Origin of the sequence: Rhizobium sp. Leaf262 (assembly GCF_001422245.1) — a bacterium.
GTDB lineage: Bacteria > Pseudomonadota > Alphaproteobacteria > Rhizobiales > Rhizobiaceae > Agrobacterium.
This window is the reverse complement of record NZ_LMMM01000018.1, coordinates 1-23,821: the sequence shown is the minus strand read 5'-3', so window position 1 is coordinate 23,821 and position 23,821 is coordinate 1. Positions and strand designations below refer to the sequence as shown.

The following is a 23,821-nucleotide window of genomic DNA, read 5'->3' as shown; positions in this document are numbered from 1 at the left end:
GGAAACAAACGGTGCGGCAATTCGGCTCGCCGCACCGTTGATCGTGCTGGTCAGCCGAACTGGTTGAGCAGGTGCAGGCCTCTGGTCAACAGAGCATCCGCCTCGTCTTCATTGGCGGCTTCCACATAGCAACGCATTTCCGGTGCGTTTCCTGATGGACGGAAGTGGATCGTATTGCCATTGCCAAGCGTAACTCGAAGCCCGTCAATGTCGCTGGTGTTCTCGACAGCGCCGATCGGTGCCAGAAAACTTTCGAGATTGGTGCGTGACGACCGTAGATGCGCCATGAGCGCTGCACTCTTCTCCTGCGGGAAATCCTGCAGTCGGTCCGCAGCTGCCACCGGCAGTTCGTAGCCGGCTGCAATGGAGGAAAGTGGCTTGTGCTCTTTGGAGACCAGTTGCAGGGCCGCCAGCAGAGGCAGAAAACAATCACGGGTCGGCAGGGGCGAGACGGACTTGCCGTTCAGCGTGAATGGCGTTGCTGTTAGGAAGCCGCCATTGGCCTCGAAGCCGATGACACCGTTTTTGCCGCTGCTGCGTGCCTCGTTCATGCCTGCGATGACGTAAGGCGAACCGACCTTAGTGCGAATGACGTCAAAGTCGCCATTTGCCTCGATGCCCGAATTGGACGTGACCGGCGTGACGACGACGTCCGCTTTCAGGAAATTCGCGGTTATGAGACCAAGCAGATCGCCCCGCAGCGGCGTACCCTGCTCGTCGGCCAGAAGTGGACGATCACCATCTCCATCGGCGGAAATGATCGCGTCAAGATGATGTTCGGCGGACCAGGCCTTTAGCTTTTCCAGCGTGTCTGCCGAAACGGCCTCCGTATCGACCGGAATAAACGTTTCGGAGCGTCCCAAGGCCACGACATCTGCGCCGTAGTGTTTGAGGACATCGACGAACATGTCACGGGCAACCGTGCTGTGCTGGTAAACACCGATCTTGAGGCCTGAGAGTGCATTCTCGGGCAGAAGCGAGATGTTGCGGTCGTAGAAAAACTGCTTGGCTTCGGTTTCTCTGTTCTCGGCAGAGGTCGAGGGAACGTCCAGCGTTTCTTTTTCGACCTGCCTGGCGAGTTCGGAAATGGCATTTTCGTCCTGCTTGTCGATTTCGCCGTCCGGGCGATAGAACTTGATGCCGTTGCGATCTGCGGGGATGTGGGAACCGGTGATCATCAGCGCCGCTGTTTTCATGGACATGGCATAAAGTGCAAGCGCCGGTGTCGGCAGGGCTCCGCAGTCGAGCGGCTTGAAGCCAGAAGCTGTCAGAGCGCCGATGCAGGTTTCGGCGATTGCCGGACTGGACTCTCTAAAATCCTGGCCAATCAGCACGGGATCGCCATGCTTTGCCATTCCCGATGCCAGAAGATGTCGCGCGAAAGCTGTGGCATATATGGCGGATGCCTTGCCTTTCAAATCCTGCGAAAGTCCGCGAAGACCGCTCGTTCCAAACTTCAGGCTCATGAGAAATGCTTCCTTGTTCTGGGTCGTTCAAAAGAGTTTTCGATCAAATTGATCTCAAACATAACGCAAAAATCGCAGCATTGATCCCTGTCGTGATCAGCCGGAGGTTGGTAGCCGAACGGTCGCGGTCTCTCAAGTTTTGACAGTCGGACCAGCCTCGCAATATATAACCGCCCTATGCCGCAATGGCCAACCGGGTAGAGAGATCAATGGGTACGGTCTCGATAGACAATCGCGGCGATTTCGGCCTCTGGGCGATCGAACGTGCCAAGGCCATCATTTCGGACGAGGGGTCAGATCTGGCCATAGCAGCACGCGATGGCGACGAAAACGCCATCAGGGAGGCGGCAAACAGTCTCGGCGCAGCAATTTCCGCGGCGCTGCTGGAGGTTTATGACGGGCTTGTGCCTGAGGAATAGGCATCCCGGTTCAACCCCGCATAGCGCAAGGCGATGAAAGCCGTCAGGCACGCGACGGCAAAGGCGTTCAGGTTCAGCAATGTGGCCAGATCGGGTTCGCTCCACACATGCAGCGCCCCGCCGATCATATAGCGCGTCCACAGGAACCCGGCAAAAACCATCCCGGTCATTCCCACCTGCCACAGGCGTTCGCCCTGACGGAACGAGACCGCCACGAGCATGATGCAGGCGGCAAAGAATAGTTCCGTGCCGGAGCCCGGCCCGAACAGCTTTGTCTCGAAAATCGTATCGAGAGTGCCAATGGCGGGCAGGGCGATCCGCGCTGCAAGTGAAGAGTGGCGCGCAATCAAAGGTATGGCCAGAAAGAACACCATGGAAACGACGCTGATCAGCGACGCCTCCACGCCGTTACCTACAAGCCACCAGATGCTGAGAGGATAGAAGGGCTTGTTGAGAATGATCACCCAGGCAACGGTCAGCGTTGCTGCGGTGAGGGGATCATATTTTCTATCCTCGGCCATGGTCAGACCTTCGCCGGTGTCAGCAGATAGTGTCCGACGCCCCAGACATTCCCCTTCTCATGCCCGAAAAGACCCGCGGTCGCCAGGAAGAACAATCGCCAGCGGCGACGCCACAGGTTGGCATCCTTGCCGTAAACCTTTTGCAATATCGGCGTGATCCTTGCGGATTCCCTATCGAAATTGGCAAGCCAGTCCATCGCCGTGCGTCGATAATGGTCGCCGGACCAGCGCCATTCGGCCTCGACATTATAGAGGTCTTCGAAGCGGTGCGGCAGGTCCAGTGCTGGCATGATGCCGCCGGTGAAAAAGTGGTGGGCGATCCAGTCGGCGGGGTTGCTTTCGTCAAAACGATAGGAGCGATCCTTGTGGTTGAAGACATGGATGAAAAGCTTGCCGTCCTCTTTCAGCCAACTGCGTGTTCGCTCGAAGAGCGCGCGCCAGTTCGACATATGCTCGAACATTTCTACCGACACGATGCGGTCGTAGGTGCCGGGCGGGGAAAAATCGTTCATGTCGGCGGTGATGACAGTCAGGTTCTTGACGCCCCGCGATGCCGCCTGTCCGATGATATAGGCGCGTTGGGACGCAGAATTGGATACCGAAGTGATGCGCGCTGCGGGGAACTGCCGTGCGAGATAAAGCGATAGCGATCCCCAGCCGCAGCCCAGCTCGAGAATATCCATGCCGTCATGGATATCGGCGTGCTTGACGGTTTCGGCCAGAGCGGCGGTTTCGGCATCGTCCAGTGTGGTGGTCGGGCTGGGATAATAGCAGCAGGAATATTTTCGCTGCGCGCCCAAAACCAGCGCAAAGAACTCCGATGGCACCTCGTAATGCTGACGATTGGCTTCGTCCGTATGCGTCGCCACAGGGAAATTCGCCATTTCGCGTACGAAGGCAAGCTCGTCTTCATGCGGCACCTTTTCCAGTCGACGCTTTGTTCTGCTGCACAGGAAGTCGATGCCGACGAGGGTGAGGTTGTCGGAGAGCGGCGCTTTTTCAGCCGTATTGATCGCAAAAGCCAGCATGTTCATTTTAGACCTCCTCTTTTCTTGGTCCGGGGAAAAACGCGTTGACGCGGCGCTGCAGCGACCGGAACTTCTCTCCGCGTGAGCGCAGCATATGGGCTTCCAGCGGTGGGATTCCCGATGCGTGGACCAGCAGCCAGTACATCAACACCGGCGCCAGCAGGGCAGACCAGCCCCAAGGCGACGGACCGGTGATTGCCAGCAAAGGCCAAGCGCACCAGAAAAGCCACTCGAAGAAGTAGTTGGGATGCCGCGAATACCGCCAAAGACCGTCTTCGCATACCTCGGTCCGCGCTTCCGGCTTCTTGCGGAACTGCGCCAGTTGACGATCGGACAGGGCTTCGCCGACAAGCGCGGCGAGTGCAATGGCGATGCCCAAACCGTCGAGCAGGGTCGGGAAGGGGGCAGCGTTTGATGCTGCGACATAAATGGCAAGGACGAGCACGAAGCCTGCCAAGGCCTGAATTTGTAGGAATTGAAAAAGCCGACGACTGGCCTTGGCTCCCCATTCCTCAACGAGCTTTGCGTAGCGTGGGTCTTCTCCACCACCCTTCGTGCGCGAACCGATGTGGCTCCCAAGCCTGATCGACCAGATGGCGATGATGAGAAAAGCCGCAACGCGCCGTTCGAAGGCTCCATCAGCAAAGATAATGGCGACAAGTCCGCCGATCCCGACGGAGAACGACCAGATCGTGTCGATCCAGCCGCTAGCGCCGGTTTTTCTCTGTATCGCCCATGCTGCAACCATGAAAAGGCTGAGGCCTATGGCCAGAATGATCAACAAACCATAATCCATCGCGATTTTGCCCGACATTCTATTGCTTTCGATAGACTACGGCGGGGAAGGCGAACTGGTTTCCGCAAACGAGAAAAAAACGTCAGCTGGTCTGGTGATCCAATGCAACTTTTCTAACGTTCTAATCTTCAACATCCGGGCTGGGTCAGGATCCGGTGGAGGAGATCGTCATGAAAACAGCATTCACCTACGCATTTTGCATTGTCGCCATGTCTGTCGGAGCTGCCTCGGCCGCCGATATCAATGGCCAATGGGCGCGCGGCGATGGCAACGCCAAAGTTCAGATCAGCGCCTGCGGATCGAACATTTGCGCAACGAATACGTGGATCAAGCCCGGCACGCCTAAAGAGAAAACCGGTGACAAGCTGGTCATGACCATCGAGCCGACATCCGATGGCGAATATTCCGGCACGGCCTTCGATCCGCAGCGGGACCTCACATACAAGCTGACCGTGTCCGTCAAGGGCGACAGCATGACGACGAAGGGCTGCGTTCTGGCCGGCATCGTCTGCAAGGGCGTCAACTGGTCGCGCATAAAATCATGATCGCCAAGCAAGAATCGAGGGTTTGAAATGAAGAAGCGCGTCCTAGCCTATGTCTCGACATTGATCGTGTTCGTCGCGGTCGATTTCGTCTGGCTGAGTGTCATGGCGAACATTCTCTACCGGCCGATTCTGGGTGATATGCTGGCGACCGAGTTTCGTCTCGTGCCTGCCGTTTTGTTCTACCTCATCTATGCGGCGGGCCTGACCTTCTTTGCCGTGCGTCCCGGACTGGTCACGGCAAAATTCGGTACATCGTTCATGTACGGAGCCCTTCTTGGGTTGATGGCCTATGGCACATATGACCTCACAAACCAGGCGACGTTGGCAAACTGGTCCACGACCTTGACCATCGCCGATCTCATCTGGGGTTCTCTGCTTTCCGCTGTTTCGGCCTGCGCGGGACATTTGCTAACGGAAAAACTGAATGGGCGTATCGCCCATTAATGGACCCGACCGTCCGCGTAATGCGTCTCCAGACGGTCGGGTTCAAACATCGTATCGCAGACTGCCGCTTTGCACTCGGTGGTAAAGCGGTTTACGCATAAATTCAGGATCATCATGGCGTCTCAATTGGTTCCGGTTTTCGGTGTTCTCGCTGCGATCATGCTCGGGGGAAGTTCTTTGGCATCTGACAGGGCAGGAGGCGGGGCCGCGACCGGTGAAATCAGGGTCGATGTCGGTGGCTTCCAAATGAACAGCGTTTTGTTGCCTGCCAAAAAGAATGCCAGTTTGCCGCCGATCGTTTTTATCCATGGAGCCAGCACGAGCCTCTATGACCCGATGTATGCGTTTCGTGAGAAGCTGGAAGGACGCGCGACCCTGTTATTCGTTGACAGGCCCGGACACGGTCGCTCGGATATCGGCCCTAAATCGAATATTCTGCCGGATGCGCAGGCAGATGCCATCGCCACGCTGATGAAGAAGCGCGGCATTCGAAAGGCGATCATCGTCGGTCACTCTTTCGGAGGTGCAATCACGGCGTCTTTTGCCGTGCGCCACAAGGATATGGTCGAAGGGCTCGTGTTTTTGTCGCCTGCACTGTATCCGTGGCCAGGCGGGGTTTCATGGTATTATGATGCAGCTCGAGTGCCGGTGGCCGGTGTGCTGTTCAGCACACTTATTGCGCCAGCAGCAGGTGCGATCGCCATCGATGGTGCGGTCAAGTCCGTGTTTGCGCCTAATCCAAAGCCGGCGGACTATATCTCGAAAACCCGGGCCTATCAGGCGCTTCGCCCTGTGGCCTTCCGTCACAACGCTCAGGAAGTGGGCGGATTGAATGCCTGGGCCAAGACAGCATCGGCCGATTTTCGCGATATCAAGGCACCCACTGTCATCATAGCCGGTGACGCAGACGAGGTGGTCTCGACCGATATTCACTCCCGCCATCTCGCTCGCGATGTCAGGGGTGCGGAACTGATCGTGGTTCATAACCTCGGCCACAAATCCGATTACGTCGCAAGCGACCTGGCCATAGCGGCTATCGAGAAGATTGCGGGCAAAAAGCGTAATCTGAAAGCCATTGCAAAGACTCTTGAGGCCAAGATCGCCAATGACAGCAAATAGCTGTGAAAAGCCGCTGGCCGGTTGTCGCGCAGCCAGCAGCTTTCAGTGATTACATCGCAGGTAGAACCGCGATGGCGCGCACCGGTGTGTCGACGCCGGTGATATCACCAGCCTTTGTGGCCTTGCCGGTTTCCAAATCGACCGTGTAGAGCGCCTTATCGGCTGCCAGCCACGCAGTATTCTTGCCTTCTGCCGTGGTCTGGATGTCGAGGGCGTAGGTCGCTGGTTTGCCGTCGATGCCGAGTTTGCCGATGGATTTCAGCGTACCGTCATTCGGTTTCGTTTGCTGAACCAGCGCGCCGATGGTGGCGTCGATATTGTACATCGCCGTTTTTTCCGGCTTGCCATAAGAATTCGTGTAGGCTGCGGCAACGATGTTGGGGGTCTCGCCCTTGTGCATGTCGGCATCTTCGAAAGCCAGAACGCCATCGACCGTCACCGCTCCGGTGTCGGGGTGGACACGGTGATTGGTGGTGCCGGTCATGTAACGAAGGCGGTCGGCCATGGGGTTGAAGTCAACGATCACGGGTGCCTGTGTCATCGTTAGCGGCTTGTCCATCTTTGCGACTTCAGTCGCCGCACCCGTTTCAAGATTGATCGAAACAATGGTGTTGTCCGGCGTCACGCCGATCACCGTCTTGTTGCCTGGTCGAAAATCGATGCCGACCAACTTGTCGACGCCCGTGACATCCATAGTCTTGGTGACAGCGGGCTTATCGGTATCAAACATCACCAGTGTCTTGTCACCCGTCAGGCCAAGAACCGGTGCAGCCGAAGCGAGGGTTGCCGTCGTGGCAAGCAGGGCGGAAGCAATGGTTGCTGTGCGAATGATGGTCATATCGTTCTCCCTTTTCAATCCGTTAAAAGAGGTGCCCAGCGGCGCGCTGTTCATCGCTCTCAAGGGTTAGACACATGGGGTGCCGTGTTTGGATGCAGCCGCCAAATTTTTTTTGATTTGCATCCACCCATCCATTTCATGTGTATGGTCGAGGAAGCGCGGAATGCGCGAACGATTGGTCGAGGATAGGCAGACAATGGCAGACGATTTCGCAGCCGCGCTCGGCGCATGCGCCAGGGGCGATCGGAAAGGTTTGCGGTTTATCTTCGACACGGAAGCTGGCCGATTGATTGCAGTGGCGCAGAGGATCGTGCGCCGCCGGGATCTGGCCGAAGAAGTGGTGCAGGAAGCTTTCATCCGTATCTGGAAAAGTGCCCACCAATATACGCCCGAACGTGGCTCTGCCCGTGGCTGGATTTATGCCATCGTCCGAAACCGCGCGCTCAACATGCTGCGCGATGGAAAGCGGGAAGATCTGGTGACAGACGACCATCTCGATATGTTGCAGGAGGCTCAGCATGTCGAGCACATCATGGCGTCATGGCACCGTCTGGATCAGAACGCCCGGCTGCGCGAATGCCTGTCCACTCTGGAAGAAACGCGCCGTAAAGGCATCCTGATGGCCTATGTCGGCGGCTATACCCATGGGGAAATTGCAGGGAGGCTGAAACTACCGCTGGGAACGACGAAATCCTGGATCAGGCGCGGACTGTCTTCGCTTCGGGAGTGCATGGCATGACGTTCGAAGAAGACGATATCGCCCGCATTGCTGATGAATATGTTCTGGGCCTGCTCGATGACGATGCCGTTCGACGAGTGGAGGCGCAGATCGGCAGGCATGCGGAATTGCGCAAGGCGATTGCCGCAAGCCAGGACCGTTTCCTGCCGCTCGATACGGCGGTCGAAGCAGCATCGCCCAGCGCTTCGCTCTGGCACCGTATCGACGCGGGGCTTGCCGATATCGCAAGCGATGGACAGCACGATACACTGCCTGCTGCTGCCAACGACAACAGCCTTTCCCTATGGAAACGTACCGCCCTTGTTTCTCTTGCGGCCTCTCTTTTGTTGACGATGGGTCTTGGCTGGTCGCTCCTGCGACAGGTTGAACCCGTCGTCGTGGCGATCCTCCTGAATGAGAGGGGCGAGCCACAGGCGATTGTCGAGGATTTCAGCAACGAGAGCGCCAGCATCCGTCTTCTGGCAGACTTCACCGTCCCGGAGGGCAAGACGATGCAGGTTTGGACGCTGCCAAACCGTGATATGGGGCCTGTGTCACTCGGCCTTCTGGATCAGCGCCGCTCCGCCAACCTCGCTACGCCGCGCCTGCCGACACCCAGAGATGAGCAACTCTACGAAATCACGCTCGAGCAGACCGGCGGTTCGCCCACGGGACGACCCACAGGGCCTATTCTGGTGAAGGGACTGGCAAAAACCGTCCGGTGACGGCACGACCCTTTGCCCTTGGCCGAAGTTCTCGGACGGGCGTGATACGCTCAAGGCCAGGCCATGGGTCCGCACTCGGCCGAATTAAGAAGCTCGATTGCTTCTCCAGCCGAAAATATGGCAGTCAAAACTCTGGAATTGCTGAGAATTTGGCGCACCCGACAGGATTCGAACCTGTGACCTTTGGAATCGGAATCCAACACTCTATCCAGCTGAGCTACGGGTGCATCCGTGCGGGCGATGACTCGCCGCTGGTCGTGATTGGTTCTTAACCCAGCTTTCACTGCGCATCAATCTGTAAAATGGTCTGGGGCGCTGGGAGTGGGGAAAGATTTTTGGATTGGTGGAAAGTTTTCGCTTAGAAATTGCATCCATGATTTTTCATGACGCAAAAGGCTGGTCGATTGTTCGGACCCACAAAGCTCCAAATGGTTTTTCGGTGAAATACTGGTCGTTTTCAAGGGATTGCCGGAATGAGTGGTTGGCTTCGTTTGTCGCTTGAGAGTTTTATGCTCTCAAGCTGGCGACTGAGTGTTTGCGCTAACTTTTTGCGCCTACCATTAATTGGGGGTGTGAAAGTTTATATCCTTGCTTTATCTATTATTAAACCTTGTTCTAATAAACGTAATTGGGTAATTAACTATAGTTCACGGGGACGAATCAAAGGAGACTAGAATGACGGTAGGTCTCGCATTTGAGCATGGCAGGGGTAGGCTTCCCTACAGGGAAAGCGACGAGACGCCCTTGTTGCCTAAGGGGGGAATTGATTATTCGATACTGTCGGAGGCTGTCGTTTACCGACTTCGGCGCGCTCAGCTATCGGTTGTGAATGATTTTAACGAGAGCCTGCTGGCTTTCGGACTTCGACCAGCCGATTTTTCAGTTTTGATCCTGGTTGCCAACAACACCGGACTGAAGCAGAGCGATGTGGCCGAGGCTTTGGGTATTCAGCGCGCAAACTTCGTTGCCATCATCGATGGTCTAGAAGACAAGGGTCTGTTGCAACGACGCCGTTCCGAATCCGACCGGCGCGTCCATTATATGGAAATGACAAGCGAAGGTCGCTCCATGCTGGATGAAATATCGCAGGTCTGGAAAGAGCATGAAGAAAAGCTGATCGACCGTCTGGGTGGCGAGAAGGCGCGGGACCAGCTTGTGGGACTTCTTCGGCGCATTCAGGATTGATGGCCGTCGGGGGACAGCCATCATGGGCATAAAGGTGCGGGGGTTCACTCCGCACCTTTTTTATTATGCATTGTCAGACCCGCATGGCTCCGGGGCCGGCGGTTGCGCCGGGTGGCACCTTGCCGAGGATGATCATGCCGAGGACTTCGTCCTTGGTGACGTTTTCCGTCTTTGCGTGGCCTACGACCTTGCCGTTCTTCATGACGAATACGCGGTCTGCCAGATCGAAGACGTCGTGGATGTCGTGGCTGATCAGGAAAATGCCGATACCCTGTTTTTTCAGTTCCTTGACCAGATCACCCACTTGCGCGGTTTCCTGTGGGCCGAGAGCCGCCGTAGGTTCATCCATGATGAGGATGCGGGCGTCGAACAGGATGGCGCGGGCGATGGCGACGGATTGGCGCTGGCCGCCCGAGAGCGCTTTTACGGGCTCCTTGAAGCGCTTGAAGTTGGGGTTGAGGCGGCCCATGACTTCACGGGCGGAGGCTTCCATGGCCACGTCGTCCAGCGTACCCCATGGCGTGCGCAATTCGCGACCGAGATAGAGATTGGCAGCGGCATCGACGTTATCGGCAACCGCAAGCGTCTGGTAAATGGTCTCGATGCCATATTTCTTGGCGTCACGAGGATTGCGGATATCGGCATCTTCGCCATTGATCAGAATTTCGCCGCCGTCGCGGCGATAGGCGCCGGACAGGATCTTGATCAGTGTCGATTTCCCCGCGCCATTGTGGCCCAGCAGAGCCACGACTTCGCCGCGATGGAGATCGACGGAAGCATCTTCAACAGCGTGAATGCCGCCGAAAGAAATAGAAATATTGCGCATTTCCACAAGCGGAGTGGATTGGTCCGTCATATCGGAAACTCCTCTTTCCATTACTTGGCTCTGGCGCGATAGACAGTGTCCAGCCAGACAGCCATGACGAGCACGACGCCGATGACGATGCTTTGCAGGGGGGTATCCATTCCCAGCAGCACCATGCCGGAGTTGAGCGACTGCATGACAACGGCGCCCAGAATGGCGCCGGCAATGGTGCCTGCGCCGCCGGCCAGCGACGTGCCGCCGATGACGGCTGCCGCGATGGTGTAAAGCTCATCCAAGGTGCCCTGCGCATTGGTCGCAGCATTCAGGCGCGCCGTGGAAATTGCGGCAGCGATGGCGCAGAGAGCGCCCATCAAGGCGAATATTCTAACTGTGACCCAGCGCGTCTTGATACCTGCCAAAACGGCGGCCTCCGGGTTGCCGCCGATGGCGAAAACATAGCGCCCAAAGCGTGTCCGATTGGTGATGAAGTTCATGACGATGGCGATGCCGAGGGCGATCAGTACCGGAATGGCGACACCCAGCGAAATCTCAAGCCCTGCATCGGGCCAGGCAATGCCGTTGGCTTCAGCATATTTGCGGGCAAGATTGACGGGCATGTAATAGCTGTTGAGGACCTTGACCGCACCCAGCACGACGCCGCAGCCGATGATGCCCATGAAATATTCCGCCCAGATGGGTTTGAGCGGAAAGCCGAAGCGCTTGCGCTGTCGTCTCGAATTGATGATGGACAGGATAATGAGAACGCAAGCTATGATGCCGACGACCCAGCTCGCCGTTGCGCCGATCGATCCATCCGCACCGCCGCCCATCAGGCGAAAGCGAGTGTCCATGGGAGCGACGGTCGCGCCGCTGGTAACCATCCATGCCGCGCCGCGCCACACCAGCAGACCGCCCAGCGTGACGATGAAGGACGGCACGTTCATGAAGGCGATGATCATGCCCTGAAATGCACCTATGGCCGCGCCGAGGATGATGCCCACACTCAATGCCACCATCCAGGACAGGGGGTGATCGTATCCCAGCCAGCCCGGCAGAAAGCGTGTCTGCGTGACGGCCATGATCATGCCGACAAAGCCAAGGATAGAGCCAACGGACAGGTCGATGTTGCGGGTGACGATGACCAGAACCATGCCCGTTGCCATGACAGAAACGGAGGCGGCCTGCACCGAGAGGTTCCACAGGTTGCGCGAGGTGAGGAACAGGCCGCCGGACAGAATTTCGAAACCGACCCATATCGCGAACAAAGCGACCACCATGCCGAGAAGACGGGTGTCGATTTCCGTTGCGTTCAGAAAACGTCGCAGCGGGTTGCCCCGGTCAACCCTGGCTTCGGGTGACGATGCGACAACGGTTTGTTCCGCCATGGTCATTATACTCCCTGAAATATATCAAAATCTCGCGCGTGCATTCGCCGCACGATGTCACCTGCGGCATGAGCGAGGCGCGTAACGGTGGCGACGTTGATTTCGCCACCGTCTAGCCCGTCCGACGTTATTTGCAGGCGGCGACCGTGCCGCTCTTTACGCCTTGGCAAAGCTCACTCTTGGTGATCCACTTGGCGTCCAGAACGACGTTCAGGTTGTCTTTGGTGATGGCCTGAGGCTCAAGGAAATAGGAGCTCATTTCCACGCCCTGTGTGCCGCCCTTGAACTTGATGGTGCCTTCGAGGGCTTCCATCTTGGTTCCCTTGGCGAGTGCGACGGCGACTTCGCCGGCCTTCTTGCCCAGCTTGCGGCTGTCTTTCCAAACGGAAACCGTTTGAGTGCCGAGTGCGACGCGGTTGAGCGCGGCCTTGTCGCCATCCTGACCGGAGACTGGAACGGAACCGGCAAGTCCCTGCGCTTCGAGGGCTGCAACGACGCCGCCTGCCATGCCGTCATTGGACGAAACGACGGCATCGACCTTGTTGTTGTTGGCGGTCAGGAACTGCTCCATATTCTTCTGGGCAATTTCAGGTTTCCAGCCATCGGTATAGGCTTCACCGACATTCTTGATCTTGCCGGAGTCGATGGCGGCTTTCAGCACTTCCATCTGGCCGGAGAAAACGAAGTCCGCATTCGGGTCGGTCGAACCGCCCTTGATGAAGACGTAATTCCCCGTCGGCTTGATCTTGAAGACTTCCTTGGCCTGCAGGCGGCCGACTTCCTTGTTGTCGAAAGTGATGTAGTAGGTGCTGGGGTTTTCAATCAGTCGGTCATAGCCGACGACAGGAATGCCCTCTGCATTGGCCTTCTCGATGGCAGGGCCGATGGCGCTGCTATCCTGAGCAAGCACGATCAGCGCATTTGCCCCCTGTGCAATCAGGCTTTCGATATCGGTCAGCTGCTTGGCAGCGGATGTTTGCGCGTCCGCCGAAATATACTTGGCGCCGGATGCTTTCAGTGCGTCCTTGATGGCCGCTTCGTCGGTCTTCCAGCGCTCTTCCTGGAAATTGGACCAGGACACGCCGACGACGAGATCGGCGGCAATGGCCGCGCTATGCAATGATACGAGTACGGCTGTACCCGCCAACAACTTGGCGAATGAATTCATGAAATGTCCTCCCGGGTAACGGCAACACGCTCGGCACCTCCATGCCCACGCGCGCCACAAAACCTGTCCAGCTATGCAGCAGCATTTTTTCTCGACAGTCGAGAAATTAGATGTCAGAGAATCTGAGGCCTGTCAACAGGTGCGGCATCCACCATATTTGCGGTTGGTTGCGGCGTGGTCGAACAAGGTTTATGGCGTGGGAAACAGGCGGGGGAACTGAGGGGCAATGTCGGTCATAGCAAGCACAGAGCTGGTCCGACAGCAGAACAGCCTTCGCGTGCTAAGCGCCCTGCGTCGGCATGGGAATCTTTCGCACACGGATATGGCGGGTCTGACGGGGCTTGCTTCGGCGACGGTATCTGCCATTACGGCGGAACTTGAGCGATACAATCTCATCAAGCGTCAGGAGCAGCAGGCAGCCGCGGGCAGGGGACGCCCACGTGTGCTGTTCCAGCCCAACAGGGCCTTCGGCTACGTGGCGGTGGTGGTCATTTCCTCTGACGCGGTCCAATATTCCCTGGTCGATTTTACCGGCAAGCTCATGGACCGTTTCGGCGAGCCGCGAAGCTCAGGCACCGCGGAAAATTTCGCAAAGGTGGTGCTCGATGGGTTGATCCGCCTGGCCAGCCGGTCGAAAATCGCTCAAAGCGCCATTCTCCACGTTTCCATCAGCAGCAAGGGACTGGTCGATACGGAAAGCGCAACGCTTTTGTGGTCACCGGTTCTGGGCGAAGGGCAGGTTGACTTTCGCAAGACCCTTTCCGCGCATTTTCGTGCTCAGGTCTATCTTTACAATGAAACGCTTCTGGCGGCCGACGCCTTGTGGATGCGTGAACGCGGTGAAAAAGGGCAGGCGAAGTCACTGGCGGCGTTGTCACTGGGTCACAGTATCGGGCTGGGTGTGGCGCGGGACACAGGCGATGGCCGCGCAGACGTTATCGCACCCAATTTCGGTCATATGCTGCATGTCCCTGACGGCGCGTTATGCCGATGTGGTGCCCGAGGCTGCGTTGAAGCCTATTGCGGCTTTTATGGCATCCTGCGTGCGGCGTTCGAGGTTCCCACAAATACTATACCGGCGAAATTCGTGCCGATCGCCGAAGTCGACAAGATTGCTGCCTCGGCGCGATCAGGCAATCGTATGGCCGCCTTTGCCTTTCGGCAGGCGGGGTTGGCGTTGGGGAACGGGCTCTCACGACTTTTCAGCCTGCATGGGCACATGCCGGTTTTCGTAACGGGTCCGGGAACCCGGTTTTTCGATCTGCTCAAGGCCAGTATTCACGACGGAATGGTGCAGACCAATGTTGTGCGCATCTCTGGCCTGCCACAGATCACAATTGAGCCAGATGAGCAGACTTTGGTCTTCGATGGTCATATGGGGCTTGCATTGTCGCGTCTGGATGGAGATATCCTGATGTCCGGCATGGCTGCACAGCAGGCATCCTGAGCAGAGCCGACACGACGACGCATGGAGACGATATGCTGAAAATCGACACGAGCCATCCCATCTACCAGCCCCTATGGGCGCGGCTGCTGATCGTTGGCTTCTCTACTGCGTGGGCTATCATCGAATTCATCAATCACGAAATCTTCTGGGCAACCGTCGTTGGTGGTATCGCGGCCTATTCAGCCTATGTGCTGCTCTTCACCTTCAAGCCGGCGGCTGAAAAGGTCGATAATGCAACGCCACCTCCCTCGGATGAGGCCTGATCATTTTCCGATGAAGCGAATCGCCTGATCGATCAGCAGATTAGCGGCTGTCATGCGCAAGGTGGCGTTTTCGCGAAATTCCGGACTGACCGTGTCCGGGTGGTTTGTCCGCGCAAAGCTGCGGCGTTTTTCGCCAAGGCTCTCGAGCGTATCCAAGTCGGTGATCGCCAGCTCGTCAGATACGTCAGCAAGCGACGTACGCACGAGATGCGGCGGCATGACAGGCGGTTCTAACGTCGGCTCAGGTGCAGCTTCCGGCTCTTCCAGAAAGCCCAAATAGGACTCGAGCGGCAGATTTGCCGATGATGGCTCCCGTGTCGTCGTGTCGAAGACGATGCTGGAGCTGAAAAGATTGATGCCAGCAGGAGGTGGTGCATCGTCCTCGGGCGGATTTTCCTCCGCCTCGCGTTCCAGACGCTCTACCACTGACTGAAAGACGGATTGCCCGAACAGCATTCGATTTTCCCGATTTGCGCGCTAAGAAAACACAGCAAGATGGCGTCTGGCTTGCGTTACTCCGTCCATGTCAGGCTCCGGCTTTCTTCCAGCACGAGATCGTAGAGCAATTGAGCGCTGGGCGGCAAGGCACGATCCTTGGTGACGATGAGACTGTAGGGTTTGACGCTGAGATCGAACTCGGTGGGCAAAATACGAATATCGCCCATGGGCGAGTGCTGACCCGAGACGAACTCTGCCATTTCATAGGCCAGGGGCGCAATGGCGTTGGTCTGCGTGACGATCGCCAGCGTCAGCACGATAGATGGTGTGTTGATGACGTTGCGTGGCAACGCCACTCCGTGGGCCAGAAACACGTCTTCCATGGTTCGGCGCAGCAACGCTCCGGGTGGCTGGAAGACCCAGTCGTACTGCGAGAGGTCTTCGAGCTTTGCAGGCGGGTTTTCCAGAAGCGGATGATCTTTGCGCACCAGAAGGCAAGCCCGTTCGACGCCGATTTCATGGGCGTTGAACAGCGCCGGGTCGATGTCGTCAGGGATGCGGCCGATGACGAAGTCATGGCGGGCAGCAAGCAATTCGCGCGCCAAGACATTGCTGGTTTCGACCTGAACATTCACTTCGATGCCTGGATAGGTGTCCATCGCCTTGCGAAGCGCTGGAACCACGAGGCTGATGGCAGGAGCAGTGACCGAGCCGATGAAGACGGAACCGCCTCCGCCTGATTTCATCTGGGCAAGCTCACGACTCGCTTCTCGCAGTTCCAGAAGGATCTTTTTGGCGCGTTTTGCCAGGGCCTCGCCGAACTGGGTGAGGACCACTCCCCTGGATGCGCGCTGACACAAAGGTGTCTTTACGATGGCTTCCATTTCGGACAACATGCGAGAGGCGGCTGGCTGGGTCATGTGAAGGGCCGCAGCCGCAGCGCTAACCTGGCCGTGTTCTTCAATGGTGACGAGCATGCGCAGATGGGCCATTTTCAGCCCTGCGCGCAACAGAGGGTTGTCTTCCGTCAAGGATAAAAATTCGAACGAATTCGTTCCATTTCGTTCCATTCCGCTCCCCCTTTGCATCCCGGGAAAGCGGGATCGGCAATTATATCGATTTAATATAACAAAAATGATATAGGAAAAGCAATATATTCTATTTGACAGTTATATGGATTCAGAACAGGTTGCGCCTGTGCCGAGAGGAGTGGCAAAAGTTCGGATTGTGTCTTCATGTGCAATTCGATTAAGCTTCACTCCTGACGCTCGGGTGTGGATTTGCAGGCGATTGTTAAGAAACAAGGCCTGAAAAAGGGTTCCAAGGGAGAGAGTTTATGAAATCCATCGTTTCGTTGTTTGCGGCCTGTGCCATCGGCGCTGCATCATTTGCTGGCCCGGTCTGGGCGCAGGACAAGGGCGCTGTGGGCATTGCGATGCCAACGAAGTCTTCTGCCCGCTGGATCGATGACGGCAACAACATCGTCAAGCAGCTTCAGGAAGCCGGTTACACCACCGATCTTCAGTATGCTGACGATGATATCCCGAATCAGCTGTCCCAGATTGAAAACATGGTTACCAAGGGCGTAAAGGTCCTGGTTATCGCTTCGATCGACGGCACAACGCTGTCAGACGTTCTCAAGCAGGCCGGCTCGCAGGGCATTAAGGTCATCGCTTATGACCGCCTGATCCGCAACAGCGGCGACGTTTCCTACTATGCAACCTTCGACAACTTCCAGGTTGGCGTTTTGCAGGCGACGTCGATTGCCGACAAGCTTGGTCTGAAGGACGGCAAGGGTCCATTCAACATCGAACTGTTCGGCGGTTCGCCAGACGACAACAACGCCTTCTTCTTCTACGATGGTGCGATGTCTGTTCTGAAGCCTTACATCGACAGCGGCAAGCTCGTCGTAAAGTCCGGCCAGATGGGCATGGACAAGGTCGGTACGCTGCGTTGGGATCCTGCAACGGCGCAGGCTCGTATGGATAACCTTCTGTCTGCATACTACACAGACGCAAAGGTTGACGCCGTTCTTTCGCCTTACGACGGTATCTCCATCGGCATCATCTCCTCGCTCAAGGGCGTAGGTTATGGCTCCAAGGACCAGCCGCTGCCAGTCGTTTCCGGTCAGGACGCTGAAGTACCATCCGTCAAGTCGATCCTGGCTGGCGAACAGTACTCCACGATCTTCAAGGACACACGCGAACTGGCCAAGGTTACCGTCAACATGGTCAACGCCGTCATGCAGGGTAAAGAGCCTGAAGTGAACGACACCAAGACCTATGAAAATGGCGTCAAGGTTGTTCCTTCCTACCTCCTGAAGCCAGTTGCCGTAACCAAGGACAACGTCAAGCAGGTTCTGGTTGACAGCGGTTACTACAAAGAAGACCAGCTGAAGTAATAGTATGATTGTGGCGGGGATGGATATTTTTCCATCCCCGCTCCTTTAAAAAAGAACGCCGGATTGTACGGCGCTGGATTGCGATATGGACAATACCATCCTCGAAATGCGGAATATCACCAAGACGTTTCCGGGCGTGAAAGCGCTTGAAAACGTGAACCTGAAGGTTCGCCAAGGTGAGATACACGCACTCGTCGGCGAAAACGGTGCTGGAAAGTCGACCCTCATGAAGGTCCTTTCAGGCGTCTACCCCGCTGGCACCTATGAAGGCGAAATTCACTACGAAGGTCAGCTGCGAAATTTCCGCGCGATCAACGACAGTGAAGAAATCGGCATCATCATCATTCACCAGGAATTGGCCCTGGTTCCCCTCCTGTCGATTGCGGAAAACATTTTCCTCGGCAACGAGATCGCCACCAATGGCGTCATCAGCTGGCAGCAGACGTTCAGCCGCACACGCGAGCTGTTGAAAAAGGTTGGCCTGAAGGAATCGCCTGAAACCCTGATCACCGACATCGGTGTGGGCAAGCAGCAGTTGGTGGAAATCGCCAAGGCTCTTTCAAAGAGCGTGAAGCTTCTTATCCTCGACGAGCCGACGGCTTCGCTGAACGAAAGCGATTCGGAAGCGCTTCTCAACCTTTTGATCGAGTTCCGCAAGCAGGGTCTGACGTCGATCATCATCACGCACAAGCTCAATGAAGTGCGCAAGGTCGCAGACCAGATCACGGTTCTGCGCGACGGCATGACGGTCAAGACGCTGGACTGTCACAAGGAAGAGATCAGCGAAGACGTCATCATCAGAAACATGGTGGGCCGCGATCTCGAGGACCGCTATCCGCCGCGTGACGTGCCGATCGGCGAGACCATTCTCGAAGTCAAGAACTGGAACGCCTATCACCAGCAGCACCGTGACAGGCAGGTTCTGCACGATATCAACATCAGCGTGCGCAAGGGCGAGGTTGTCGGTATTGCAGGTCTCATGGGTGCTGGACGTACCGAATTCGCCATGAGCGTATTTGGCAAGTCCTATGGCCACAAGATCAGTGGCGATGTGCTTGTTCACGGCAAGTCCGTGGACGTCAGCACTGTGCGCAAAGCAATCGATGCTGGTCTCGCCTACGTGACTGAGGACCGCAAGCATCTCGGCCTCGTGCTCAACGATAATATTTTGCACAACACCACGCTTGCCAATCTGGCCGGCGTTTCGTCTGCGAGCGTCATCGACGATCATAAGGAAATGAAGGTTGCGAGCGATTTCCGCAAGCGTCTTCGCATCCGCTCGTCCGGCATCTTTCAGGAAACGGTCAATCTTTCAGGGGGTAACCAGCAGAAGGTGGTGCTTTCGAAGTGGTTGTTCTCCAATCCTGACGTCCTCATTCTGGACGAACCGACGCGTGGTATCGACGTCGGTGCAAAATACGAAATCTACACCATTATCAACCAGCTCGCCGCCGACGGAAAAGGCGTTCTGATGATCTCATCGGAAATGCCCGAACTGCTTGGCAACTGCGACCGCATCTACGTTATGAACGAAGGACGGATTGTCGCCGAATTGCCGAAGGGAGAGGCGAGCCAGGAAAGCATCATGCGCGCTATCATGCGCTCAGGGGAGAAGAACTGATGAGTTCGGCCAACACATCCACCGAAGAAAGCAACGTCGTTTCAGTGGGCTCGTATATCCGGGCCAATATCCGCGAATACGGTATGCTGATCGCGCTCGTCGCCATCATGGTTTTCTTCCAGTTTTACACCGGCGGCATTCTGTTCCGGCCGGTCAACCTGACGAACCTGATCCTTCAGAACTCGTTCATCGTCATCATGTCTCTGGGCATGCTGCTGGTCATCGTGGCCGGTCATATCGACCTTTCGGTCGGCTCCATCGTTGCCTTCGTCGGCGCGATCGCGGCCATTTTGACCGTGCAATGGGGCATGAATCCGCTTCTGGCGGCGCTTATCTGCCTTGGCGTCGGCGGTCTGATCGGTGCGGCGCAGGGTTACTGGATTGCCTACCACCGTATTCCGTCCTTCATCGTAACGCTGGCTGGCATGCTGGTGTTTCGTGGTCTGACGCTCTTCGTGTTGGGCGGCAAGAACATCGGTCCGTTCCCGGTCGATTTCCAGGTCGTCAGCACAGGCTTCCTGCCAGATTTCGGTGGAATCGAAGGGTTCAACACCACATCCATGGTTCTTACGCTTGCGATCGTCATTGCCCTTTTCGTGCTGGGTCTGCGCCGTCGCCAGGTGAATGTTCACCACGGTATCGATGTTGAGCCATTCGGCTTCTTCATCGTGCAGAACCTGTTGATCGCCGGCGCAATCCTGTTCCTGGGGTATCAGCTGTCGACCTATCGCGGTCTGCCGAACGTCCTCATCGTCATGCTGGTGCTGATCGCGCTTTACAGCTTCGTCACGCGCCGCACGACTATCGGTCGTCGTATCTACGCCATGGGTGGTAACGAGAAGGCAACCAAGCTTTCGGGTATCAATACCGAGCGTCTGAGCTTCTTGACCTTCGTCAACATGGGTGTTCTCGCCGGTCTCGCTGGCATGATCATCGCCACGCGCCTCAACTCGGCAACGCCGAAGGCCGGTGTTGGCTTCGAACTGGACGTCATCGCGGCCTGCTTCATCGGCGGTGCTTCGGCTTCCGGCGGCGTTGGCAAGATCACCGGTGCTGTCATCGGCGCCTTCATCATGGGCGTCATGAACAACGGCATGTCGATCGTCGGTCTCGGCATCGATTTCCAGCAGATGGTCAAGGGTCTCGTGCTTCTGGCTGCCGTGTTCTTCGACGTCTACAACAAGAACAAGGGCTGATCGCCAGATCTGTCCACCCCATATCGAACGAAAAGAGTGGCCGGTTTCCGGCCACTTTCATGAGATGCAGACGTCATAACGTCGTTGAAAGGAATTACCGTGCTGATTTCTCAGATCAAGGATGCGAGCGGAAAGATCATCGTCGCCGTTCGTGAAGAGGGTGGGCAGGCGCGTGCCGTCAATAATGCCGACTCCGTTTACGCGCTGGCGCTGGAAGCGGCCAATGGTGGCAAATCGCTGGCCGACGTCATCTCTGCCCGTGGTTACGGCGATGTCATCGATCTCGAAGAGGTCTATGCCGAAGGCCGTTTTCTGCCCCCGATCACCCATCCGGATCCTGCGCATCTGCACCTGACGGGCACCGGTCTGACGCATCTGGGCTCGGCCGCGACCCGCGACAGCATGCATAAGAAGACCAGCGAGACATCCGAGGAGACCCTGACGGACTCCATGAAGATGTTCAAGATGGGCTTGGAGAACGGCAAGCCGAAGGCTGGCGAAAAGGGCGTTCAGCCCGAATGGTTCTACAAGGGCAACGGCCATGTCGCGACAGCACCAGGGGCGGCGCTGATTTCCCCATCCTTCGCGCTCGATGGCGGCGAAGAGCCGGAAATGGCTGGCATCTACGTCATCTCCGACAAGGGTGAAGCTTTCCGCATCGGCTTTGCCGTGTCCAACGAGTTTTCCGATCACGTCACCGAGCGGATGAACTATCTCTATCTCGCGCATTCCAAGCTTCGCCCAGCCAGCTTCGGCCCGGAAATCCGCGTCGGTGCACCGCCTGCTGATATTCGCGGCACATCGCGTATCCTGCGCGACGGCAAGGTAATTTTCGAAAAGCCGTTCCTGTCGGGTGAAGACAACATGTCCCACACCTTCGCCAATCTCGAATACCACCATTTCAAGTATGGCCTGTTCCGCGCACCAGGCGAAGTCCACGTCCACATGTTCGGTACAGCGACCTTGTCCTTCGCCGATGGCGTCAAGCCCGAAGCCGGCGATGTCTTCGAAATCGAAGCTGCAGGTTTCGGTTTGCCATTGCGCAACGCGCTGAGAGTGGAAATGGAAGAAGCCATCGTCATCGGTCAGCTCTGAGTATCTGATTGCCAAGGTTTAACGTCTGAGGCCCCGGACCTTTTGGTTCGGGGCCTTTTTGTTTCATTGTCCTAAGCCGCAAAGTCTGTTTTTACCCACCTCGACGGAACCGAATAACTTTGGCTTCCTGCTTGTTCGCTGCTTGAAAGCAAAAATCTCTATGCCCAGACGTGCGATAGAGCGGTATGAAATTGCCAGCATTGGTAAAGCGTAACTTACCAAGGCTTACGACCAGCAACATCTTCCGCGCACACTTAAAAAGATAAAATGCCTGGACAGTTTCCCTAAGACCTAACGCATCAAGATAATCACTTTAAAAATCTCAGGCCGGGTTTCCAGTGAGGCGGCGTCATTCATTGTTTCACAATGCCGCGTGGCTGTATGAAGCGCTTCTAGTTTATTTAAGCAGAAACTTAGTCTGTGGTTGAACGCGTAAAGCCAAGTGTCATTTTTTGACGAGGAAGGCATCGTGCATTTAGCTGCCGCGATATCTGGTGAAGAGCAGGGGGCTTTGTACGCTCTGATTTAGGTGCAGGTCCGAACGACATTTTGTCCCTTGGCATAAACTGAAACGGCGCGGCAGATGCCGCGCCGTTTCGATTTAGAGTTGCGGATTACCCGCAAATCATCAGACTGCTGTGTAAGCCTGGACGTAGGCGTTGTTCTGATCAGTGTCCAATGCCTGCACCTGAGCGGTGGTGAAGCTGCTGAGGATTGGCTTTTCAAGAGCACTGATGGTCGCTGTAGTCATCGATGACAGAGACTTGATAGACAGCGCTGCGATTTCAGCAGTATCGAAGCTGTTGAGCTCGGCAGCACTGAGTGTTCCCACCTGATCAGCAGACAGCGCGCGGACCTGATCTGTGGTCAGTGCAGCGATGCTGGTTGCCGAGAACTTGTCGAGCTGTGCTGTGGTAAGTGCACTGATCTGGGCCGTGCTGAACGCGGCGACCTGAGTGTCCTGCAACTGGGTCAGAGAGTCGGAGCTGAGCGCCTTGATCTGTGTTGCGCTGAGCTTGGCAATCTGTCCTGTTGTCAGGGCCGCGACCTGTTCGGTCTTGAGAGCAGTGAGCTGATCAGAGCTAAGCTTGGCGATCTGGTCTGGCGTAAANTGAGCTTGGCAATCTGTCCTGTTGTCAGGGCCGCGACCTGTTCGGTCTTGAGAGCAGTGAGCTGATCAGAGCTAAGCTTGGCGATCTGGTCTGGCGTAAAGGCCGCAACCTTTTCGGCGTCGAGGCCAGCCAATGCCGTTGTCGTGATGGCCGCGAGAGCTGCTACGCTCAGCTTGGCAAGCTCTGCACCTTCGAAGCCGTTGAGTTCGGTGGCATCGAGGGTCTTGATCTGTGCTGCGGTCAGCGCGCTGGCCTGAGCTGTCGTCAGGGCTTGAGCTTGGCAATCTGTCCTGTTGTCAGGGCCGCGACCTGTTCGGTCTTGAGAGCAGTGAGCTGATCAGAGCTAAGCTTGGCGATCTGGTCTGGCGTAAAGACTGCAACCTTTGCGGCGTCGAGGCCAGCCAGTGCCGTTGTCGTGATGGCCGCGAGAGCTGCTACGCTCAGCTTGGCAAGCTCTGCACCTTCAAAGCCGTTGAGTTCGGTGGCATCGAGGGTCTTGATCTGTGCTGCSGTCAGCGCGCTGGCCTGAKCTGTCGTCAGGGCTTCGAGCTTTGTCTGGCTGAGGGCTGCAAACTGGTCGGTGTTGAGAGAGGCCAGCTGCTTGTTCGACAGAACAACAATCTGCGTTTCGGTGATACCAGCGAGGTTGGCCGAGGCGATGGCGGCCAGCTGCTTGTCGCTGAGGGCTGCGATCTGGTTGGTTTCGAGGGCACCAATCTGTGTGCTCGTCAGGCCGGAGACCTGGGTCGTGGTCAGGGCAAGGAACGTTTCACCTTTGGCATTATCGAGCTTCTNCAATCTGTGCGGTGCTGAAGGCCTTGAGTGTGGTGTCATCCAGAGTGCCGATCTTTGCAGAGGTGAGACCTGCCAGCGCCTTGACGCTGATGGCAGCGACATCGCCTGCATCGAACAGGGCCAGATCACCGGTGGTGAGAACGCCGATCTGGTCGGAGGTCAAAGCACGGACCTGACTTGAGTTCAGTGCGGTGATGCTGCCATCGGAGAACTTGTCGAGCTGTGTCGTGGTGAACGCGCTGATCTGTGCGCTGGTGAATGCGCCAACCTGTTCGTCCGTCAACTGAACCA

The 23,821-nt window shown here is 56.6% G+C and carries 23 protein-coding genes and 1 tRNA gene; 13 read left to right on the top strand and 11 right to left on the bottom strand.

Annotated features, from left to right (window positions below; translation table 11 throughout):
* Positions 1-50: 50 nt before the first annotated feature.
* Positions 51-1,466, bottom strand: a complete 1,416-nt coding sequence (locus ASF29_RS17575; RefSeq protein WP_062451964.1) for a phosphomannomutase — start codon at positions 1,464-1,466, stop codon at positions 51-53.
* A 209-nt stretch (positions 1,467-1,675) separates the two neighbouring features.
* Between ASF29_RS17575 and ASF29_RS17570 the strand changes: the two genes are divergently transcribed.
* The gene (locus ASF29_RS17570) at positions 1,676-1,885 is read left to right on the top strand and encodes a hypothetical protein (RefSeq protein ID WP_062451963.1); all 210 of its coding nucleotides are present in this window, start codon (positions 1,676-1,678) and stop codon (positions 1,883-1,885) included.
* Here ASF29_RS17570 and ASF29_RS17565 read toward each other — a convergent pair.
* Genes ASF29_RS17565 through ASF29_RS17555 form a run of 3 tightly spaced genes read right to left on the bottom strand, consistent with a single transcriptional unit; the run spans position 1,858 to position 4,230 of the window.
* On the bottom strand, positions 1,858-2,406 hold the full coding sequence (locus ASF29_RS17565; RefSeq protein WP_062451962.1) for a hypothetical protein: 549 nt from the start codon (positions 2,404-2,406) through the stop codon (positions 1,858-1,860). The genes ASF29_RS17570 and ASF29_RS17565 overlap by 28 nt on opposite strands.
* Before the next feature lie 2 nt (positions 2,407-2,408).
* Positions 2,409-3,440 (bottom strand): cyclopropane-fatty-acyl-phospholipid synthase family protein, encoded by a 1,032-nt coding sequence (locus ASF29_RS17560; protein WP_062451961.1) that lies wholly within the window; start codon positions 3,438-3,440, stop codon positions 2,409-2,411.
* 1 nt (position 3,441) lies between these two features.
* Positions 3,442-4,230 (bottom strand): DUF1295 domain-containing protein, encoded by a 789-nt coding sequence (locus tag ASF29_RS17555; protein WP_062452381.1) that lies wholly within the window; start codon positions 4,228-4,230, stop codon positions 3,442-3,444.
* A gap of 209 nt (positions 4,231-4,439) precedes the next feature.
* Between ASF29_RS17555 and ASF29_RS17550 the strand changes: the two genes are divergently transcribed.
* From ASF29_RS17550 to ASF29_RS17540, 3 genes are all read left to right on the top strand, one after another.
* The gene (locus ASF29_RS17550) at positions 4,440-4,775 is read left to right on the top strand and encodes a DUF2147 domain-containing protein (RefSeq protein ID WP_156462747.1); all 336 of its coding nucleotides are present in this window, start codon (positions 4,440-4,442) and stop codon (positions 4,773-4,775) included.
* Positions 4,776-4,802: 27 nt separating this feature from the next.
* On the top strand, positions 4,803-5,219 hold the full coding sequence (locus tag ASF29_RS17545; protein ID WP_062451959.1) for a DUF2177 family protein: 417 nt from the start codon (positions 4,803-4,805) through the stop codon (positions 5,217-5,219).
* A 159-nt stretch (positions 5,220-5,378) separates the two neighbouring features.
* Positions 5,379-6,338 carry an alpha/beta hydrolase gene (locus ASF29_RS17540; RefSeq protein WP_244473606.1) on the top strand — a complete coding sequence of 320 codons (960 nt, stop codon included), beginning with the start codon at positions 5,379-5,381 and terminating at the stop codon, positions 6,336-6,338.
* A 49-nt stretch (positions 6,339-6,387) separates the two neighbouring features.
* Here the strand turns inward: ASF29_RS17540 and ASF29_RS17535 are convergent, their stop codons facing one another.
* Positions 6,388-7,176 (bottom strand): DUF4394 domain-containing protein, encoded by a 789-nt coding sequence (locus ASF29_RS17535; protein WP_062451958.1) that lies wholly within the window; start codon positions 7,174-7,176, stop codon positions 6,388-6,390.
* Between the two features lie 196 nt (positions 7,177-7,372).
* Here ASF29_RS17535 and ASF29_RS17530 point away from each other — a divergent pair, with 196 nt between their 5' ends.
* Together ASF29_RS17530 and ASF29_RS17525 are read left to right on the top strand one after the other, a co-directional pair.
* Positions 7,373-7,915, top strand: coding sequence for a sigma-70 family RNA polymerase sigma factor (locus tag ASF29_RS17530; protein ID WP_156462721.1), 543 nt, complete (start codon positions 7,373-7,375; stop codon positions 7,913-7,915).
* Complete coding sequence (locus ASF29_RS17525) at positions 7,912-8,619, top strand: anti-sigma factor (protein WP_062451956.1); 708 nt, start codon at positions 7,912-7,914, stop codon at positions 8,617-8,619. Before ASF29_RS17530 ends, ASF29_RS17525 begins: the two co-directional genes overlap by 4 nt.
* Positions 8,620-8,769: 150 nt before the next feature.
* On the opposite strand, the gene ASF29_RS17520 is transcribed toward ASF29_RS17525, so the two are convergent.
* A tRNA-Arg gene (locus ASF29_RS17520) sits at positions 8,770-8,846 on the bottom strand.
* Positions 8,847-9,294: 448 nt separating this feature from the next.
* On the opposite strand from ASF29_RS17520, the gene ASF29_RS17515 reads away from it, so the two are divergent.
* Positions 9,295-9,804: a MarR family winged helix-turn-helix transcriptional regulator gene (locus ASF29_RS17515; protein WP_082453551.1), complete on the top strand. Its 510-nt coding sequence runs from the start codon at positions 9,295-9,297 to the stop codon at positions 9,802-9,804.
* Between the two features lie 73 nt (positions 9,805-9,877).
* Here ASF29_RS17515 and ASF29_RS17510 read toward each other — a convergent pair whose 3' ends face one another.
* The 3 genes from ASF29_RS17510 to xylF all read right to left on the bottom strand — a co-directional run bounded on the left by ASF29_RS17510 (position 9,878) and on the right by xylF (position 13,162).
* The gene (locus ASF29_RS17510) at positions 9,878-10,660 is read right to left on the bottom strand and encodes an ATP-binding cassette domain-containing protein (protein ID WP_062451955.1); all 783 of its coding nucleotides are present in this window, start codon (positions 10,658-10,660) and stop codon (positions 9,878-9,880) included.
* Positions 10,661-10,680: 20 nt separating this feature from the next.
* Positions 10,681-11,994, bottom strand: coding sequence for a sugar ABC transporter permease (locus tag ASF29_RS17505; RefSeq protein ID WP_062452378.1), 1,314 nt, complete (start codon positions 11,992-11,994; stop codon positions 10,681-10,683).
* 127 nt (positions 11,995-12,121) lie between these two features.
* Entirely contained in the window at positions 12,122-13,162 is a 1,041-nt protein-coding gene (gene xylF, locus ASF29_RS17500) for a D-xylose ABC transporter substrate-binding protein (protein ID WP_062451954.1), read from the bottom strand.
* Positions 13,163-13,388: 226 nt separating this feature from the next.
* On the opposite strand from xylF, the gene ASF29_RS17495 reads away from it, so the two are divergent.
* Both ASF29_RS17495 and ASF29_RS17490 read left to right on the top strand, forming a co-directional pair.
* Positions 13,389-14,609: an ROK family transcriptional regulator gene (locus ASF29_RS17495; RefSeq protein WP_062451953.1), complete on the top strand. Its 1,221-nt coding sequence runs from the start codon at positions 13,389-13,391 to the stop codon at positions 14,607-14,609.
* A 32-nt stretch (positions 14,610-14,641) separates the two neighbouring features.
* Positions 14,642-14,872, top strand: a complete 231-nt coding sequence (locus ASF29_RS17490) for a hypothetical protein (protein ID WP_062451952.1) — start codon at positions 14,642-14,644, stop codon at positions 14,870-14,872.
* Here ASF29_RS17490 and ASF29_RS17485 read toward each other — a convergent pair whose 3' ends face one another.
* The gene (locus tag ASF29_RS17485; protein WP_062451951.1) at positions 14,873-15,328 is read right to left on the bottom strand and encodes a hypothetical protein; all 456 of its coding nucleotides are present in this window, start codon (positions 15,326-15,328) and stop codon (positions 14,873-14,875) included.
* Positions 15,329-15,384: 56 nt separating this feature from the next.
* The gene (locus ASF29_RS17480; protein ID WP_062451950.1) at positions 15,385-16,380 is read right to left on the bottom strand and encodes a LysR family transcriptional regulator; all 996 of its coding nucleotides are present in this window, start codon (positions 16,378-16,380) and stop codon (positions 15,385-15,387) included.
* Between the two features lie 266 nt (positions 16,381-16,646).
* Between ASF29_RS17480 and chvE the strand changes: the two genes are divergently transcribed.
* The 4 genes from chvE (at position 16,647) to araD1 (ending at position 21,623) form a co-directional block, all read left to right on the top strand.
* The gene (chvE, locus tag ASF29_RS17475) at positions 16,647-17,711 is read left to right on the top strand and encodes a sugar ABC transporter substrate-binding protein ChvE (RefSeq protein WP_062451949.1); all 1,065 of its coding nucleotides are present in this window, start codon (positions 16,647-16,649) and stop codon (positions 17,709-17,711) included.
* Positions 17,712-17,796: 85 nt separating this feature from the next.
* The gene (gene gguA, locus ASF29_RS17470) at positions 17,797-19,332 is read left to right on the top strand and encodes a sugar ABC transporter ATP-binding protein GguA (RefSeq protein WP_062451948.1); all 1,536 of its coding nucleotides are present in this window, start codon (positions 17,797-17,799) and stop codon (positions 19,330-19,332) included.
* Positions 19,332-20,528, top strand: coding sequence for a multiple monosaccharide ABC transporter permease (mmsB, locus tag ASF29_RS17465; protein ID WP_062451947.1), 1,197 nt, complete (start codon positions 19,332-19,334; stop codon positions 20,526-20,528). The genes gguA and mmsB overlap by 1 nt, the downstream gene beginning before the upstream one ends.
* A 99-nt stretch (positions 20,529-20,627) precedes the next feature.
* The gene (gene araD1, locus ASF29_RS17460; RefSeq protein ID WP_062451946.1) at positions 20,628-21,623 is read left to right on the top strand and encodes an AraD1 family protein; all 996 of its coding nucleotides are present in this window, start codon (positions 20,628-20,630) and stop codon (positions 21,621-21,623) included.
* Positions 21,624-23,821 lie beyond the last annotated feature (2,198 nt).

Coding starts and splice junctions, on each gene's coding strand:
- ASF29_RS17480 (WP_062451950.1), bottom strand. CDS start 16,380: ATGGAACGAAATGGAACGAATTCGTTCGAATTTTTATCCTTGACGGAA.
- ASF29_RS17560 (WP_062451961.1), bottom strand. CDS start 3,440: ATGAACATGCTGGCTTTTGCGATCAATACGGCTGAAAAAGCGCCGCTC.
- chvE (WP_062451949.1), top strand. CDS start 16,647: ATGAAATCCATCGTTTCGTTGTTTGCGGCCTGTGCCATCGGCGCTGCA.
- ASF29_RS17565 (WP_062451962.1), bottom strand. CDS start 2,406: ATGGCCGAGGATAGAAAATATGATCCCCTCACCGCAGCAACGCTGACC.
- ASF29_RS17535 (WP_062451958.1), bottom strand. CDS start 7,176: ATGACCATCATTCGCACAGCAACCATTGCTTCCGCCCTGCTTGCCACG.
- ASF29_RS17515 (WP_082453551.1), top strand. CDS start 9,295: ATGACGGTAGGTCTCGCATTTGAGCATGGCAGGGGTAGGCTTCCCTAC.
- ASF29_RS17510 (WP_062451955.1), bottom strand. CDS start 10,660: ATGACGGACCAATCCACTCCGCTTGTGGAAATGCGCAATATTTCTATT.
- ASF29_RS17545 (WP_062451959.1), top strand. CDS start 4,803: ATGAAGAAGCGCGTCCTAGCCTATGTCTCGACATTGATCGTGTTCGTC.
- ASF29_RS17505 (WP_062452378.1), bottom strand. CDS start 11,994: ATGGCGGAACAAACCGTTGTCGCATCGTCACCCGAAGCCAGGGTTGAC.
- xylF (WP_062451954.1), bottom strand. CDS start 13,162: ATGAATTCATTCGCCAAGTTGTTGGCGGGTACAGCCGTACTCGTATCA.
- ASF29_RS17575 (WP_062451964.1), bottom strand. CDS start 1,466: ATGAGCCTGAAGTTTGGAACGAGCGGTCTTCGCGGACTTTCGCAGGAT.
- mmsB (WP_062451947.1), top strand. CDS start 19,332: ATGAGTTCGGCCAACACATCCACCGAAGAAAGCAACGTCGTTTCAGTG.
- ASF29_RS17555 (WP_062452381.1), bottom strand. CDS start 4,230: ATGGATTATGGTTTGTTGATCATTCTGGCCATAGGCCTCAGCCTTTTC.
- ASF29_RS17530 (WP_156462721.1), top strand. CDS start 7,373: ATGGCAGACGATTTCGCAGCCGCGCTCGGCGCATGCGCCAGGGGCGAT.
- ASF29_RS17540 (WP_244473606.1), top strand. CDS start 5,379: ATGCTCGGGGGAAGTTCTTTGGCATCTGACAGGGCAGGAGGCGGGGCC.
- ASF29_RS17490 (WP_062451952.1), top strand. CDS start 14,642: ATGCTGAAAATCGACACGAGCCATCCCATCTACCAGCCCCTATGGGCG.
- ASF29_RS17570 (WP_062451963.1), top strand. CDS start 1,676: ATGGGTACGGTCTCGATAGACAATCGCGGCGATTTCGGCCTCTGGGCG.
- ASF29_RS17525 (WP_062451956.1), top strand. CDS start 7,912: ATGACGTTCGAAGAAGACGATATCGCCCGCATTGCTGATGAATATGTT.
- gguA (WP_062451948.1), top strand. CDS start 17,797: ATGGACAATACCATCCTCGAAATGCGGAATATCACCAAGACGTTTCCG.
- ASF29_RS17495 (WP_062451953.1), top strand. CDS start 13,389: ATGTCGGTCATAGCAAGCACAGAGCTGGTCCGACAGCAGAACAGCCTT.
- ASF29_RS17485 (WP_062451951.1), bottom strand. CDS start 15,328: ATGCTGTTCGGGCAATCCGTCTTTCAGTCAGTGGTAGAGCGTCTGGAA.
- ASF29_RS17550 (WP_156462747.1), top strand. CDS start 4,440: ATGTCTGTCGGAGCTGCCTCGGCCGCCGATATCAATGGCCAATGGGCG.